The sequence below is a fragment of the Ruegeria sp. BA12 genome (assembly GCF_056539625.1).
In genome coordinates this window covers 141,709-156,236 of the sequence record NZ_JBQFVF010000009.1, presented here as the reverse complement: position 1 = coordinate 156,236, position 14,528 = coordinate 141,709, and the positions used below count along the sequence as shown (strand labels likewise).

The 14,528-nt window shown below is 57.5% G+C and carries 14 protein-coding genes; 4 read left to right on the top strand and 10 right to left on the bottom strand.

Translation table 11 applies throughout. The features are described from left to right. Positions 1-5 precede the first annotated feature (5 nt). Complete coding sequence (locus tag ACR0B0_RS16575) at positions 6-257, bottom strand: GlsB/YeaQ/YmgE family stress response membrane protein (RefSeq protein ID WP_480648758.1); 252 nt, start codon at positions 255-257, stop codon at positions 6-8. 74 nt (positions 258-331) lie between these two features. Further along, positions 332-1,075 (bottom strand): transcriptional regulator FnrL, encoded by a 744-nt coding sequence (fnrL, locus tag ACR0B0_RS16570; protein ID WP_170350982.1) that lies wholly within the window; start codon positions 1,073-1,075, stop codon positions 332-334. 61 nt (positions 1,076-1,136) lie between these two features. Here fnrL and hemN point away from each other — a divergent pair, with 61 nt between their 5' ends. The 3 genes from hemN to ACR0B0_RS16555 all read left to right on the top strand — a co-directional run bounded on the left by hemN (position 1,137) and on the right by ACR0B0_RS16555 (position 5,175). Next, on the top strand, positions 1,137-2,492 hold the full coding sequence (gene hemN / locus ACR0B0_RS16565; protein ID WP_480648756.1) for an oxygen-independent coproporphyrinogen III oxidase: 1,356 nt from the start codon (positions 1,137-1,139) through the stop codon (positions 2,490-2,492). A gap of 175 nt (positions 2,493-2,667) precedes the next feature. Next, on the top strand, positions 2,668-4,599 hold the full coding sequence (locus tag ACR0B0_RS16560; RefSeq protein ID WP_170378373.1) for an elongation factor G: 1,932 nt from the start codon (positions 2,668-2,670) through the stop codon (positions 4,597-4,599). A gap of 96 nt (positions 4,600-4,695) precedes the next feature. Further along, entirely contained in the window at positions 4,696-5,175 is a 480-nt protein-coding gene (locus tag ACR0B0_RS16555; protein ID WP_170350985.1) for a DUF995 domain-containing protein, read from the top strand. Positions 5,176-5,203: 28 nt separating this feature from the next. On the opposite strand, the gene ACR0B0_RS16550 is transcribed toward ACR0B0_RS16555, so the two are convergent. The 5 genes from ACR0B0_RS16550 to ACR0B0_RS16530 form a co-directional block, all read right to left on the bottom strand. Continuing rightward, positions 5,204-6,781, bottom strand: a complete 1,578-nt coding sequence (locus tag ACR0B0_RS16550) for an ABC transporter ATP-binding protein (RefSeq protein WP_170378372.1) — start codon at positions 6,779-6,781, stop codon at positions 5,204-5,206. Beyond that, positions 6,778-7,884: an ABC transporter permease gene (locus ACR0B0_RS16545; protein ID WP_170378370.1), complete on the bottom strand. Its 1,107-nt coding sequence runs from the start codon at positions 7,882-7,884 to the stop codon at positions 6,778-6,780. Before ACR0B0_RS16545 ends, ACR0B0_RS16550 begins: the two co-directional genes overlap by 4 nt. Next, the gene (locus ACR0B0_RS16540; RefSeq protein WP_170350988.1) at positions 7,885-8,970 is read right to left on the bottom strand and encodes a microcin C ABC transporter permease YejB; all 1,086 of its coding nucleotides are present in this window, start codon (positions 8,968-8,970) and stop codon (positions 7,885-7,887) included. A 9-nt stretch (positions 8,971-8,979) separates the two neighbouring features. Further along, entirely contained in the window at positions 8,980-10,818 is a 1,839-nt protein-coding gene (locus tag ACR0B0_RS16535; protein WP_480648774.1) for an extracellular solute-binding protein, read from the bottom strand. Positions 10,819-11,054: 236 nt separating this feature from the next. Further along, positions 11,055-11,564 carry a c-type cytochrome gene (locus ACR0B0_RS16530; protein ID WP_170351131.1) on the bottom strand — a complete coding sequence of 170 codons (510 nt, stop codon included), beginning with the start codon at positions 11,562-11,564 and terminating at the stop codon, positions 11,055-11,057. A gap of 119 nt (positions 11,565-11,683) precedes the next feature. Here ACR0B0_RS16530 and ACR0B0_RS16525 point away from each other — a divergent pair, with 119 nt between their 5' ends. After that, positions 11,684-12,517, top strand: coding sequence for a prephenate dehydratase (locus ACR0B0_RS16525; RefSeq protein ID WP_170413783.1), 834 nt, complete (start codon positions 11,684-11,686; stop codon positions 12,515-12,517). Between the two features lie 10 nt (positions 12,518-12,527). Here the strand turns inward: ACR0B0_RS16525 and ACR0B0_RS16520 are convergent, their stop codons facing one another. From ACR0B0_RS16520 to nudC, 3 genes are read right to left on the bottom strand one after another with little or no spacing between them, the layout of a single operon-like run. After that, on the bottom strand, positions 12,528-12,995 hold the full coding sequence (locus tag ACR0B0_RS16520; RefSeq protein WP_480648753.1) for an N-acetyltransferase family protein: 468 nt from the start codon (positions 12,993-12,995) through the stop codon (positions 12,528-12,530). Positions 12,996-13,005: 10 nt separating this feature from the next. After that, entirely contained in the window at positions 13,006-13,473 is a 468-nt protein-coding gene (locus ACR0B0_RS16515) for an SRPBCC family protein (protein WP_170350991.1), read from the bottom strand. Between the two features lie 40 nt (positions 13,474-13,513). Continuing rightward, positions 13,514-14,494, bottom strand: a complete 981-nt coding sequence (gene nudC, locus ACR0B0_RS16510) for an NAD(+) diphosphatase (RefSeq protein WP_480648751.1) — start codon at positions 14,492-14,494, stop codon at positions 13,514-13,516. Positions 14,495-14,528 lie beyond the last annotated feature (34 nt).

The window sequence follows — 14,528 nt, the reverse complement described above, 5'->3', positions numbered from 1 at the left end:
GGTTTTTACTTTTTCACCAATCCGATCAGAAACAGAAGGATGATCGCACCGATGGTGGCAAAGAAAATAGTTGAAAGGACACCGCCTCCAACAGCAAAGCCCAGCGCGGGAAAGATCAAACCGGCCAAAAACGCGCCGACAATGCCGACGATGATATTGCCAATCAGGCCAAAGCCGCGGCCTTCCATGATCTTGCCCGACAGCCACCCGGCGATCGCGCCGATGAACAGCATCGCCAGAATGCTACTGAATCCCATGACTTACTCCTGAGGTCTGCTTCAAATGACTCCAGTTAAACATGGCCAGCCGATCCAGTCACGCTGCAAGCGTGTCAGACCAGAAAACCTCCATCCGAGTCGTCGCCTGCCTCTTCCATCAGGCGGCCCATATCCGGAATCGTCACGTGGCGTTTGCCTTCCAACGTGATGACCTGATCCTTTTTCAGGGCCGAGATCTGCCGACTGACTGTTTCCAGCGTCAGCCCAAGGTAGTCCGCCATCGCCTCGCGGGTTAGCGGAAGGTCAAACACGATCGGCCCCGTGTTTCCCTTTTGATTGATCGACGCATCGCGCCGGGCGATAATCGACAGCAGGCTGGCAATCTTTTCTCGCGCAGTCTTGCGCCCCAGCACCAACATCCACTCGCGCGCGGCGTCCAGCTCGTCCAGCGTCATTTGCAACAGCCGGTGTGCAATATGCGGGGTATTGCTCATCAAGTCTTCGAACGGCTTCTTGCGAAAACAACACATGACCAGATCGGTTGTTGCCAGCACATCATATGGCGCAGAATCGCGGCCTGGCCGCCCGACGAAATCACTGGGCAGCAAAAGGCCGACCATCTGGGTGCGACCATCTTCCATTGTCTGGGTCAGCGAGGCGATGCCTGACACGACCGAGCCTACAAAATTCATCTGATCCCCCGACCAGATGATCGTCTGACCCGCCTCAAAACTGCGATAGTATTTGATGCCTTCAAGCTCTACCAGCTCGTTCGCATCACAGTGGGCGCATACTGCACGATGCCGGATGGGGCAATCTCCGCAGTTTGTATGGTCGAATTTGAGTATCGGTGTCATGCACGTTTCCACTTGATCTCGGTCAAAGCATCTAGACGGTCCGTCCCTTAAAGCTATCGCCATGATAGTGAAACCACAATTGGCCAAGCTTGGACTATTTGACGCGAAAGTCCCGCGTTATACAAGCTATCCCACCGCCCCCCACTTCAGCAATGACGTGGGGTCAAGCCTTTATTCCGACTGGATTTCCGGCCTGAAGCCGGGCAGCGAGGTGTCGTTGTACATCCATGTCCCGTTTTGCCGCAGGCTGTGCTGGTTCTGCGCCTGCCGCACGCAAGGCACCCAAACCGACAACCCGGTGATTGCCTATGTGGACGTTCTGAAAGCCGAGCTTGACCTGCTGGCTGAACGCCTGCCCGAGGGCATTACCCTGTCGCGCCTGCATTGGGGTGGCGGCACGCCAACCCTGTTGAACCCGGATCTGATGCGGGATCTGGCCGCGCGGATTCTGGATGTCGTACCGCTGGGTCCGAATGCCGAGTTCTCGGTCGAGATCGACCCGAACGAGATTGATGAGGCCCGTCTGGACGCATTGGCCGAGGCCGGGATGAACCGCGCCTCAATCGGGGTGCAGGATTTCGACGACGAAATTCAGAAGACCATCGGGCGTATCCAAAGCTATGACGTCACACGCAAAGCCGTGGACATGATCCGCGCCCGTGGGATCAGCAGCCTGAATGCGGATATCCTGTATGGCCTGCCGCACCAGACCAAATCGCGGATGACGGAAAGCGTGCAGAAACTTCTGTCGCTCAGCCCGGATCGTGTCGCGCTATACGGTTATGCCCATGTGCCATGGATGGCCAAGCGGCAGCAACTGATCCCCTCAGATGCCCTGCCGACCCCCGAAGAACGTCTTGATCTGTTCGACACCGCCCGCCGCCTGTTCATGTGGGATGACTATGCCGAGATCGGCATTGACCATTTCGCCACGCAGGATGACGGCCTGACCCATGCGCTGAAGGCCGGGCGGTTAAAGCGGAACTTCCAGGGCTATACCGACGATCAGGCCGAGGTTCTGATCGGGGTTGGTGCCAGCTCTATCTCGCGCTTTCCGCAAGGCTATGCCCAGAATGCGCCCGCAACATCTGCCCATACCAAGGCGATTCGCGAAGGGCGGTTCTCGACCTCACGCGGGCACTTGTTCAAAGGGCAGGACGTTCTGCGCGCCCGGCTGATCGAAGCGCTGATGTGCGATTTCCAGATCAATACAGCCGAGGTTCTGGGCAATCACGACATCACCGGGCCAGAGTTGCAGGCTATGTATCAGGCTGCCAATACAGCCTTTGACGGCCTGCTGCGGATCACCGAAGATGGCTTGTTCATCCCGCCCGAGGCCCGGCCGCTGACCCGCATGATTGCCCGCAGCTTTGACGCCTATGACCTGAGCTTGGCCGGCCACAGTTCGGCAATCTGACATCAAGGCAGGTCAGGGCTTGACGCGGCGGGTCGGTTTTTTCCACACTTGCAGGGCGGGCGGAACCCGCCCGCACCCGAGGCAGGCCCAATACCAGACAGTTCGCGCCAACGCATTTGCGTAAGGCTATCCCTTTCGTGCAGCCGATCTGCAATTTGAAAGAGGGACAGCACCCATGCGCGTTTTCACCGTCCTCGGCCCCAGCCAATCGGGCAAAACCACTCTGGTCGAGGCCATCAGCCGCCTCGATGGCCGGTCCACCACATTCGACGTATCTGGAACCGTGCATTTGCACGGTTTTTCTTATTTAGACGAACCCTGGTGCGCCATTGATGTCGATGGCGGCGGCGATAATCTGGCCTATGTCGGCCCTGCCATGGCAATCTCGGACGCCGCCGTGGTGGTCGTGCCACCCGACCCACTGGCTGCCGTTCTGTGCGCCCCATATCTGCGACTGGTCGAAGAGGCTGGCATTCCCTGCTTCCTGTTCATCAACCGTATGGACAACCCCAATGGCCGGATTCGCGACATCATTGCGGCGTTGCAGACCTATTGCACCCACCACATCGCTCTGCGTCAGGTGCCGATCCGCGAGGGCGACACGATCGTCGGTGCGGTTGATCTGATCTCGGAGCGGGCCTGGAAATATCAGGAAGGCCAGCCCTCAGCCCTGATCGAATTGCCGCAATCGGTCGAGGACCGCGAACAGGAGGCCCGCACGGAATTGTTGGAAACCTTGTCAGATTTCGACGACAACTTGCTTGAGCAACTGATCGAAGACAAGCAACCGCCCAGCGCCGAGGTTTACGATCTGGCCGCACAAGTGCTGCAGAACCACCAGCTGATACCCGCCTGTTTGGGCGCGGCCAGCCATGGAAACGGGCTGACTCGTTTGATGAAAGCCCTGCGGCACGAGGCCCCGGAGTTTGACATAGCCGCCGGGCGAGACGAAGCGGCAGAAAACGCCCGCGCGATCGCTGGCTTCGCGGATGTAAAAAAACATATCGGCAAGATCGTCGTTCTGCGCGGGCTGGGCGCAGGTGTGAAAGCGCATGAGAATCTGGGCGGCGAAACCGTCGGCAACCTGACTACGCTGGACGCCAAGACACAGATTGCCGAGCTACCAGCTGGGCAAATTGGGCTCGCCGTGAAATCCGATCACCTAAATCCCGGCAATCTCTATGACAGTTCTTCGGCGACCCCTCTGCCCGAATGGGCCGGCTCCCACCCGGCAGCGCATCGTCAGATCGTGTCGCCCACCCATGAGCGAGACGACGTGCGCCTGTCTAACGCACTAACCCGTCTGGTCGAGATCGACCCCGGCCTGCATTTGGAACAGGACGAACTTAGCGGTCATGCAATTCTGGGTTCACAAGGTCCGCAACACATGCGTCGTGTCACCGCCAAACTAGATGAGGATTTCGGGATCGAGATTACTGCCGACGCGGTCGAGACCGCTTATCGCGAAACCATTCGCGCACCCGTCGAACACCGTCACCGCCACCGCAAACAATCTGGTGGGGCTGGACAGTTCGCAGACGTAGTAATCTCGGTTGCGCCAATGCCGCGGGGTTCGGGGTTCCAGTTCGAGGAAATCGTAAAGGGGGGCGCGGTGCCCAAGAACTATATTCCATCGGTCGAACACGGCGCCAAGGATGCGTTGGTGCAGGGGCCCGAGGGCTTTCCAGTGGTGGATGTGAAAGTCACGCTTAGCGATGGCAAGCACCACAACGTGGACAGCTCGGACTATGCCTTCCGTACCGCAGGCAAGAATGCTGTGCGTGAAGCCCTGCCACAGGCCAAACCAGTGGTCCTGCAGCCGATCCTGAGTGCCGAAATCCACCTGCCGTCGGATTTTGTAGGCGATCTGGTTCCGACCATAAGTTCGCTGCAAGGCCAGGTTCTGGGCTTTGAAGGTAATCCCAACGCCTCAGGCTGGGAGATCTTCAACGCCCAATTGCCCGCCGTGGCCGAGGACGAGTTGCACCGAACCCTCGCCAGTGCCACACGTGGCACCGGTTGGGTCAAGCTGAACTTTGATCACTATGAAGAGCTGCGCGGACCACTTCCGAAAAGTGCAGCGCGCGAGGCCGCCAACGCACAGTGAAATTCTCAAAAAACCTCTGACCGGCACCCCGGTCAGAGAATACACAGGAGGGCCGCCCCGCATTTCAGGTTTGTTATTTAAAGAGGAGCCGCAGTTATGGCGTATTCAACAACCGTCCTGACGACATTTGTAGTCGCGGCCATTTTTCTGGCTGCCGGGGAAAGCCTTGCCAAGGGGAAACCCAAAGGCGCAAAACGCACTGACCCACAAACGATAGCTCAGCTCTATTCCGGCAAGACAACAAATTGGAGACTTGGAGGGTCGTTCTATTGGGCTCCTAACGGCACCTTACAGGGGATAGGGCAAAAAGAAGGCGCCGTTGGCATTGGGCGATGGTACGTCACAAACAGAGGTAAACTGTGTAACGAGACTGACTGGTACTGGTTCGAAAACGGGGCGAGGCAATACAAACGTTTCGAAGAATGTTGGGAGTTTGTGACAGCCCCGGACGGAACAATCTGGGAGAGGTTTATCCCTGAGAAGTCAAACTGGTATCGCCACAGTATCCGATCGCAAGTCAGAGGCAACCCGCACCAGAGAAAGTTCAACAAATTGAAGAAAGATCTGGGTCTATAACCCTTTGCCGCGCGGGTAGGAACTCACCCTACCCCGCTGCCGCAATCAGTTCACGGGTATAATCTGTCTGAGCATTTTCGAACAAATCTTCAGCCGCACCCATTTCGATGACATCTCCGTTCCGCATGACAATCACCTTGTGAGACATCGCCCGGACCACCTTCAGGTCGTGGCTGATGAACAGATAGGCCAGCCCGTATTTCCGCTGAAGATTGCGCAAAAGATCAACGATCTGCACCTGCACCGTCATGTCCAGCGCGCTGGTCGGTTCGTCCAGTACCAGTAGCTTGGGCCGCAACACCATGGCGCGCGCTATCGCGATACGCTGACGCTGTCCGCCCGAGAATTCATGCGGGTATCGGTCCATTGCCGCCGGGTCCAACCCCACTTCGGTCATCACCTCGGCCACCAATTCGCGCGGGGCACGGTGGGGGTCGACCTTATGGATCGCCAAGCCCTCGGCAATGATCTGCATGCAGGTCATCCGCGGGCTAAGGCTGCCAAACGGGTCCTGGAACACGATCTGCATGTCTTTGCGCAACCGCCGCAACTCTCGCGTGGACCAGCGGCGCACGTCCTGTTCGCGGAAAGTGATGGCGCCTTCGGACGCAATCAGGCGCATGATCGCCAGCGCCAGCGTCGTCTTACCAGACCCGCTTTCACCGACAATGCCTACCGTCTCGCCCGCGCGCACGCTAAGCGTGGCGTCGTTCACTGCCTTCACATGGCCCACGGTCCGTTTCAAAAACCCGCGCTGGATCGGGAACCAGACCTTCAGGTGATCGGTACGGGCGACCTCTTCGGCCTCGGGGGCGACGGGGTCGGGATGACCCGAGGGCTCGGCCCCCAGCAGTTTCTGCGTATAGGGGTGCTGCGGGTTGTTGAAGATCTCGGCAGTGGCGCCGGTCTCGACGATCTCACCATCCTTCATCACGCAAACCCGGTCGGCGATGCGCCGCACAATTCCCAGATCATGGGTGATGAACAGCATCCCCATATTCTCTGACTTTTGCAGCTCGGCCAACAACTCCAGAATCTGAGCCTGAATGGTCACGTCCAGGGCAGTTGTCGGTTCATCCGCGATCAGAATGTCGGGCTTGTTGGCCAGCGCCATTGCGATCATGACCCGCTGCCGCTGCCCGCCGGACAACTGGTGTGGATAGCTGTCCAACCGATCCTGCGGATCACGAATCCCCACCTTGGTCAGCAGTTCGACAATACGTGTGCGTGCCGCATCTCCGCTCAGACCCTGGTGCAGGGCCAGCGATTCTGCCATCTGCTTTTGGATTGTGTGCAGCGGGTTCAACGAGGTCATCGGCTCTTGAAAAATAAAGCTGATATCATTGCCGCGCACGTCCATCAGCTTGTCTTGCGAGGCGCCGATCATCTCATCACCGTCATAGGTGACCGAACCTTCGACGATCGCACTGTCCCCCAGCAACGACACGGTGGACAATGCCGTAACCGACTTGCCTGATCCGGATTCCCCCACAAGTGCGACGGTTTCCCCCCGGTCCACGGTGAACGAAACACCTTTAACCGCCGCGCTCACCTGCCCGTCCTGCTTGAACGAGACCTTGAGGTTGTTCACATCCAAAAGGCTCATGAGAAGGTCTTTCTGGGGTCAAACGCATCGCGAACGCCTTCAAAGATGAAGACCAGCAGCGATAGCATGATGGCAAAGGTGAAGAACGCAGTGAAGGCCAGCCACGGCGCCTGCAGGTTTTGTTTCGCCTGCAAGGTCAACTCCCCCAACGACGGTGCCGAAGACGGCAAGCCAAAGCCCAAGAAATCCAGCGAGGCCAATCCACCGATGGTGCCAGTGACGATGAAAGGCATGAATGTCAGCGTCGCAACCATCGCATTGGGCAGCATGTGGCGGAACATGATCGTCATGTTGCCCACGCCCAACGCCCGTGCCGCGCGGACATATTCCAGATTGCGCGCGCGCAGGAATTCGGCCCGGACAACGCCGACCAATCCGGTCCAACTGAACAGGATCATCAACGCCACCAGCAGCCAGAAACTTCGACCCAGAATGGCGAACATGATGATGATCACGTACAGCGATGGGGTGGCCGACCAGATCTCGATGATGCGCTGAAAGACCAAATCCAACCAGCCGCCGAAAAAGCCCTGAATTGCACCGGCGAAAATGCCAATCAGGCTGGCGGCCCCTGTGACCATCAATGTGAACAGGATCGACAAGCGGAAGCCATAGATGACCCGAGCCAACACATCGCGCTTGGTGTCATCGGTTCCCAACAGGTTCTGCCCATTGGGCGGCAGCGGTGCGGCCCCCGGACGATCCACACTGGTGTTGAAGGAATATGGAATCAGCGGCCAGATCGCCCAACCGCGTTCAAACCCCTCGGCCTGAAAGGTCCCGTCTTTTATTTCGTCAATGATCCCTTCGGGATCGTCGAAACATTCCTCAAGCCCGCCGCTGTCGATCAGGCATTTCACTTCGGGGTCGCGATAGATCGCTTCGGTTTGGAAATCCCCGCCGAATTCAGTTTCCGGGTAAAAATTGAAGATCGGCGTATAAAACTCGCCCCGATATTTCACCAGGATCGGCTTGTCGTTCGCGATGAACTCGGCAAACAGCGAGATACCGAACAGTACCGAGAAGATGATCAGCGACCAAAAAGCCCGGCTATTGCGCCGGAAATTACGCCACCGGCGCTGATTGAGGGGGGAAAGCGCCATTTACCCCTCCCGCTTTTCGAAATCGATGCGCGGGTCCACCAGCACATACATCAGATCGCTGACGATACCGACGACAAGACCCATCAGGCCAAAGATGAACAGCGTGCCAAAGATCACCGGGTAGTCGCGGGCGACTGCTGCCTCGAACCCCAGACGGCCCAGACCATCGAGTGAGAAGATCGTTTCGATGATGATCGAACTTCCGAAGAAGACGCCAATGAACACCGCCGGGAAGCCTGCGATCACGATCAGCATGGCATTGCGGAACACGTGGCCATACAGAACCCTGCCCTCGCTTAGGCCCTTGGCCCGGGCGGTCATGACATATTGCTTTTTGATCTCATCCAGAAACGAGTTTTTGGTAAGCAGCGTCAGCGTCGCAAAGGCGGAAATCGTCAGGGCAATGACCGGTAGTGTGATGTGCCAGAAATAATCCGCGATCTTGCCGATCAGGCTAAGGCTGTCCCAATTGTCCGAGGTCAACCCCCGCAGCGGGAATATCTGCCAGTAGGACCCACCGGCAAACAACACCAGCAGCAGGATCGCGAACAGGAAACCGGGAATGGCATAAGCCACAATGATGGTGCCACTGGTCCAGGTATCGAACTTTGAACCATCCTTGACCGCCTTGCGAATACCCAGCGGGATCGACACCAGATAGGCAATCAATGTGGACCACAGGCCCAGCGAGATTGAAACGGGCATTTTTTCCAGCACTAGATCAATCACGCTGATCGAGCGAAAATAACTCTCGCCGAAATCCAACGTCATGTAGTTGCCCAACATGTCAAGGAACCGTTCGACCGGAGGTTTGTCGAATCCAAATTCCTTTTCCAACTCTTCGATAAATTCGGGCGGCAGTCCGCGCGCGCCGATATAGCGGTCATTCACGCTGCTGGTTTGCTGCTCGATATCGCTGCCGCCGCCTGCGATGCCTTCGAACACGTCACCGCCCCCTTGCATCTGGGCGATCATCTGTTCAATCGGACCACCGGGGACAAACTGAACCAGCGTGAAATTGACGATCATGATCCCAAGCAATGTGGGGATGACCAGCAACAGGCGTCTTAGAATATATGCTCCCATGGGGGCGGATTACCTCAACGCGCCCGAGGATTTCAACTCGGCTTCTTTCTCGGCGTTGATCCACCACAGGTCTTCCACGCCCAACGCATAGGGTGGCAGGTTTTCCGGGTATTCGTACATGTCCCAATACGCGACCCAATATTTGCCCAGATACCATGTCGGAACCATGATCCGCTTAGCCCTCAGAACACGGTCCAACGCGCGGACATTGGCGAAAAGCTCCTCACTTTCGGTGGCGGCAACGATGTTGTCGATCAATGGTTCAATATCGGGACCATGCGCACCCGACGGGTTGAATACGGAATACGAGGCCGCCTCGGTCCCGAATTGCTGATACAGGCCAGTCGAAGGCTGCAGTGATTTCGGATACCCGCCGACGATCATGTCAAAATCCCGATCCCGGCGGCGCAGCGTGAACTGGGCATTGTCCACCCGGTTATACAGAGCGTCGATACCCATTGCCCGCAGGTTGTCGACAAAGGGCTGAACAATGCGGTCCAGCGTCGGCTGGTCCGACAAAAACTCGATCGACAACACTTCGCCCTTGTCGTTCCGGCGAATGCCATCATCACCAACCAGCCAACCGGCCTCGTCCAACAGCTTCATCGCCGCGCGCAGGTTGCGACGGTCGTTCTGACGCGCCGGGCGCGATTCATGGGCGCTGACCGGTTCCTCGGTCAGAACGTCCGGGTCCAACGCATCGCCGAGGCTTTGCAGCACCTCCAATTCACGCCCTTCGGGCAGGCCAGTCGCCTCAAGGTGCGTGCCTTCCCAGAACGAACTGCGCTGTTGGAACAACCCGTACTGCAGGCTTTCGTTGGTCCATTCGAAATTATAACCAAGCTGGATGGCTTCGCGAACACGCGGATCCTGCAACTGTGGGCGATCAAGATTCATGATGAAGCCCGACGCAGATGGCACGTTTCCATTCGCCAACTCGTCCCGAATGACGGAGCCGTTCGCAATGGCCGGAAAATCATAGGCGGTCGCCCAGCTTTTCGAGTTGTTTTCCTGCCGCAACGTGAACGTGCCTGCCTTGAATCCCTCCATCGCGGCAATCGAGTCACTGAAGTACTCGATCCGGATGGTGTCATAGTTGTTGCGACCCACGTTTACGTTGACGTGATCGCCCCAATAATCGGGGTTGCGCTTGTAAATGATGCGCCGGTTGATGTCATAGCTGTCCAAAACATATGGGGCAGATCCAACCCCCTGAACCAAACGCGGTTCATCCAGACGCCGGTTTTCCGGGTCTGCTTCGAACCAGGCTTTGGAAAACACCGGCGTTCCGCCCACCTGCGAGATCAGTGCCCGGCGCGAGATATCCGGTGCGAAATAGAATTTGACCCTGTGTTCATCCAGTGCTTCGGCGCGTGGGATACGCTTGCGCACCGCATCCGCATAAGATTTAAGCCCCTGATCCAGCAGCAGATTGTGGGAAAACACAACATCCTCGGCTGTCACGGGGCTGCCGTCGGAAAACCGGGCCTCGGGCCGCATATTGAAGATAACCCAATCCTGACTTTCCGGGTATTCCAAGCTTTCGGCCAGTAACCCATAATAGGCCGCGGGCTCATCATAGGATGGAACCAGCAGGGTTTCATATTGGTCAGCAGACCGCGCACCCGCGCGCCCTTTCCGCGTAAACGGGTTCAAGCTAGAGAACGTGCCCTGCGCCGCATAAGATAGCTCTCCCCCGCGCGGAGCGTCGGGGTTCACATAGTCGAAATGAGCGAAACCTTCGGGGTATTTCAGATCGCCGAATTCCGAGAATCCGTGGCTTTTGATTATCTTTTCTTCCGCAAAAAGTTGAGCCGATGTCAGCATGACCACAATCAACCCGAACATCAAAGCGTGCGACCAACCCTTAATATCCACCGAGCGCGCCTGTGCAGTAAGTCGATTGGATATCATTTTGCTCATCCTCTGGGTCGTTGTGTCTTTTATCTTGTTCGCGCCAGCTAAATGACCAGCACTGTCAGGTTCAAGTTTAGAATGCGTGAACACTTTGTGAAGTTTTTCTTAGGCAAAAAAAAGCCGCTGCGCGAGGCAGCGGCTTAGAAAATCATGCTTTGATCAAAGGATCAGTTGCCGATGGTCTGCAGATACGCGATCAGATCGGCGCGCTCTTGCGGTTTCTTCAGACCGGCAAAGCTCATCGAAGTACCCGAGATGTAAGCACTTGGGCGCTCGAGGAACGCATCCAGCGCTTCGGGAGTCCAATTGCCGCCATGGGCCTGCATCGAGGCTGAATAGCCGGTGAAGCCGTTGGCTGATGCAACCGGGCGATCTACGACACCGTACAAGTAGGGGCCGGTACCGTTTGCGCCGTCCTCCAGCTTGTGGCAGGCGGTGCATTTACGGAAGACACGGGCGCCTTTTTCCGGATCGGCGGCGGCCAGCATATCTTCGAAGACCACCTCTTCACCGTCGGCGCTTTCACCAGCGCTTTCGGTTTCGATAATGTAAGAGGCTGTCTCACCATGCCCATCCGCATGGTAAAGAACTTCGGCACCCCATTTGGCCAGAAGAAGCACCAGGAAGGTGCCAAACAGGCCTGCGGCGGCCTTGGTAACTGTCATCGTGTCGAACATTGATCGCGAGTCCATTTCAGCTGTCTGCGGGGTGTCTAAGGCTTCCCCTTGCAAGAGGCAAGGTATAGACACCGCGACTAAACGCCCAATTCACCAACTTGTTGCACGGAATCGTCCAAATGAGCAATCGTATCGCATTTCAGGGAGAACCAGGCGCCTATAGCCACGAGGCCTGCCGCAATGCACGCCCCGATATGGAGGCCCTGCCCTGCCGTACTTTCGAAGATGTGATCGAATCGGTTCGGTCAGGCGATGCTGATCTGGCGATGCTGCCGGTCGAAAACACCACCTATGGCCGGGTGGCCGATATTCACCGCCTGCTGCCCCATAGTGGGCTGCACATCATTGATGAGGCCTTTGTACGCGTGCATATCAATCTGCTAGCCGTCCCCGGGGCAACGCTTGAAGATATCACCGAGGCGCATTCGCATTTGGTTCTACTGCCGCAATGCGCAGGCTTTCTGAAAGAACACGACATTCGCGGCCGCGTCAGCCCCGACAACGCGCGCGCCGCGCGTGAGGTCTCGGAGCAAGGTGATTTGCATTCTGCGGCACTGGCCAGTGAGCTGGCGGGCGAAATCTATGGGCTGAACGTGCTGGCCCGTCACATCGAAGATCAGGACAACAACACCACGCGGTTCCTGGTTATGTCGCGGCAGGCGGACATGTCCCGACGCGGCCCGCATGGCATGATCACCAGTTTCGTGTTTCAAGTACGCAACATTCCGGCTGCGCTGTACAAAGCGATGGGCGGCTTTGCCACCAACGGTATCAACATGACAAAGCTGGAAAGCTATATGGTCGACGGGTCATTCACCGCGACCCAGTTTTATGCCGATATCGTCGGGCACCCCGAAGACCGCAACGTGCAGCTGGCCATGGAAGAGTTGGAGCATTTCACCACCAATGTCGAAGTACTGGGCGTCTACCCCGCAGCGCATTCGCGCGGGTAAGCGCCTGGTTTCATCCAACTGTGTAGGCTTTGCACACAGCCCCTTCGTGTGATCTGTAATCGATAAACCCCATTGCGGCGTAATAGGCCAAACCTTCGGCGTTACTTGCCGCAATGGTGGCGTCGATGGCGGGAATGCCCTGCTCTTTGGCAACCTTCAATGTCGCCTGAAACAAGGCCCGCCCCACCCCGCAACGCGCGGCCGAGGGTCGAATGTGGGTACCGATGATTCCCCAGCCGACTTGTACTCCGTAAGGATTGGCTGCGACCGCCCGTTTCATGGACTGGAACCCCAAAATTCGGGTTTCGCTGAGTGCTAAGACACATGTCAACTGATCCGGGTGCCCGACATAGTTCGTCAGTACAAAGCCCGGGTCACTCGGTCTTGTGCGTTTTCCGGCAGCAGTGATTTCATGCAACACGTCTGAAATGCCTTGGACGTCGTCCAAGTCGGCTTGTCGGATGATCAGATTGTCCATTTGCCTCCTGTCAGGAACCGTGCAGATGGCGTTCTTCCATCTCGCGCGCGAACTCGCTGAGCCGCAGTTGGAATTGTCGTCGGAACCGCGACTGGCCCAGTCTCAGTGACTGCAGCAACAACCGGGCCGGCAGCGTTTTCGCCGCCAGCGCCATCTCGACACTCAAGCGGGTGCGGCGCTGCGACAAGGCCAGAAATTCGACAGTTGTTGTCCCGTTCATGCCCTTGCTTGCTGCCTGAAACCGCATCAAGGCAGGCGGGTCGCATTCAGCCATCTCAATCGCAACATGGCGGGGCTTGCCACGCAGGTTGAACTCGGTTTCCCACTGCGTACCGGGCACAACACCCATATGACCCGACATGCGCCTTACTTCGATCCCCCGGCGCATGGCCATGCGTTCAAACCGCTCAAAATCAGCGACCATTTCGAACACCGCATTGATCGGGGCTTCGATATCTTCGCGTGCTGTAAACTGCATGGTGGTTCGTGGGTCTCTTGTCTATAGGCCTAGTATTTTGTCAGTCCAGCGTATCTGCAAGCCAGTTTTGCAGCAGGAAATGCGCAATGGCCCCCTTGCGAGCTGGCAACAGGACCGGGTGCTCCCCGGCAAAGGCCTGCATCATCTCGGGCTTGCTGATCCACATTGCATCTTCGATTTCCACCGGATCAATGGTGATCTCGCGCGACAACGCCTCACCCGCGCAACCAAACATCAGCGAGGCCGGGAATGGCCAGGGTTGGCTTGATAGATAGCTGACCGGGCCAACCGGCACGCCTGCCTCTTCCATCACCTCACGTCGAACCGCTGCCTCAAGCGTTTCTCCGGGCTCGACAAATCCAGCCAGCAGGGAATACATCCCCTCGGGCCAGCCCGGTGATCGCCCCATCAAAACCGAATCCCCATGGGTGATCAGCATAATGACCACCGGATCGGTGCGCGGAAAATGCTGCCCACCGCATTCGGCGCAACTGCGCTGCCATCCAGCTTGGGATACTTCGCTGGGTGCGCCACAACGGGCACAGAACCGATGCGTTTCGTGCCAGCCAATAACGGCCTTGGCGGCCGCAGCCAATTCCGCATCGCGGGCAGACAGTCGGGTCATGATCCGGCGCAACTCAGCAAAGACATGGGCTGTTGGCAGGTCCGGGTGCTGCTGTTCCGACGGGTCGATAAAGGCACCGACCTGCGACATGTCCAGCCCCTCGGGGGACCAGCCCGAGATATCCAGCGCAAAAACCGGATCACCGTCTGAAAGTCCCAGAAATACAGGTTCTTCAATACTACCGCCCGGGCCGTTTTGTACCAGTCCGTGGGTCATGGGAATCAACCCCAGGCGGTCCAGTGCTTCCCCCTGAACCAGCGGCTTACCACGCCACAGCAACAGGCAGGTCGCTTGCGGATGCGCGCGCACCTGCGCCAAATGGTCTGCATTCCCTCGAATATGCGCCGCGCGATCAAGGCCCGAGCTGCCAAATGTCACCAGTTCCGCGTGTTTCATAGGATTTCCCTTGGGTCGTCGGCACAGGGCTGCC

Coding starts and splice junctions, on each gene's coding strand:
- ACR0B0_RS16540 (WP_170350988.1), bottom strand. CDS start 8,970: ATGGGAGCATATATTCTAAGACGCCTGTTGCTGGTCATCCCCACATTG.
- ACR0B0_RS16530 (WP_170351131.1), bottom strand. CDS start 11,564: ATGTTCGACACGATGACAGTTACCAAGGCCGCCGCAGGCCTGTTTGGC.
- ACR0B0_RS16575 (WP_480648758.1), bottom strand. CDS start 257: ATGGGATTCAGTAGCATTCTGGCGATGCTGTTCATCGGCGCGATCGCC.
- ACR0B0_RS16560 (WP_170378373.1), top strand. CDS start 2,668: ATGCGCGTTTTCACCGTCCTCGGCCCCAGCCAATCGGGCAAAACCACT.
- ACR0B0_RS16525 (WP_170413783.1), top strand. CDS start 11,684: ATGAGCAATCGTATCGCATTTCAGGGAGAACCAGGCGCCTATAGCCAC.
- fnrL (WP_170350982.1), bottom strand. CDS start 1,075: ATGACACCGATACTCAAATTCGACCATACAAACTGCGGAGATTGCCCC.
- ACR0B0_RS16535 (WP_480648774.1), bottom strand. CDS start 10,818: ATGTTCGGGTTGATTGTGGTCATGCTGACATCGGCTCAACTTTTTGCG.
- nudC (WP_480648751.1), bottom strand. CDS start 14,494: ATGAAACACGCGGAACTGGTGACATTTGGCAGCTCGGGCCTTGATCGC.
- hemN (WP_480648756.1), top strand. CDS start 1,137: ATGATAGTGAAACCACAATTGGCCAAGCTTGGACTATTTGACGCGAAA.
- ACR0B0_RS16545 (WP_170378370.1), bottom strand. CDS start 7,884: ATGGCGCTTTCCCCCCTCAATCAGCGCCGGTGGCGTAATTTCCGGCGC.
- ACR0B0_RS16515 (WP_170350991.1), bottom strand. CDS start 13,473: ATGCAGTTTACAGCACGCGAAGATATCGAAGCCCCGATCAATGCGGTG.
- ACR0B0_RS16550 (WP_170378372.1), bottom strand. CDS start 6,781: ATGAGCCTTTTGGATGTGAACAACCTCAAGGTCTCGTTCAAGCAGGAC.
- ACR0B0_RS16520 (WP_480648753.1), bottom strand. CDS start 12,995: ATGGACAATCTGATCATCCGACAAGCCGACTTGGACGACGTCCAAGGC.
- ACR0B0_RS16555 (WP_170350985.1), top strand. CDS start 4,696: ATGGCGTATTCAACAACCGTCCTGACGACATTTGTAGTCGCGGCCATT.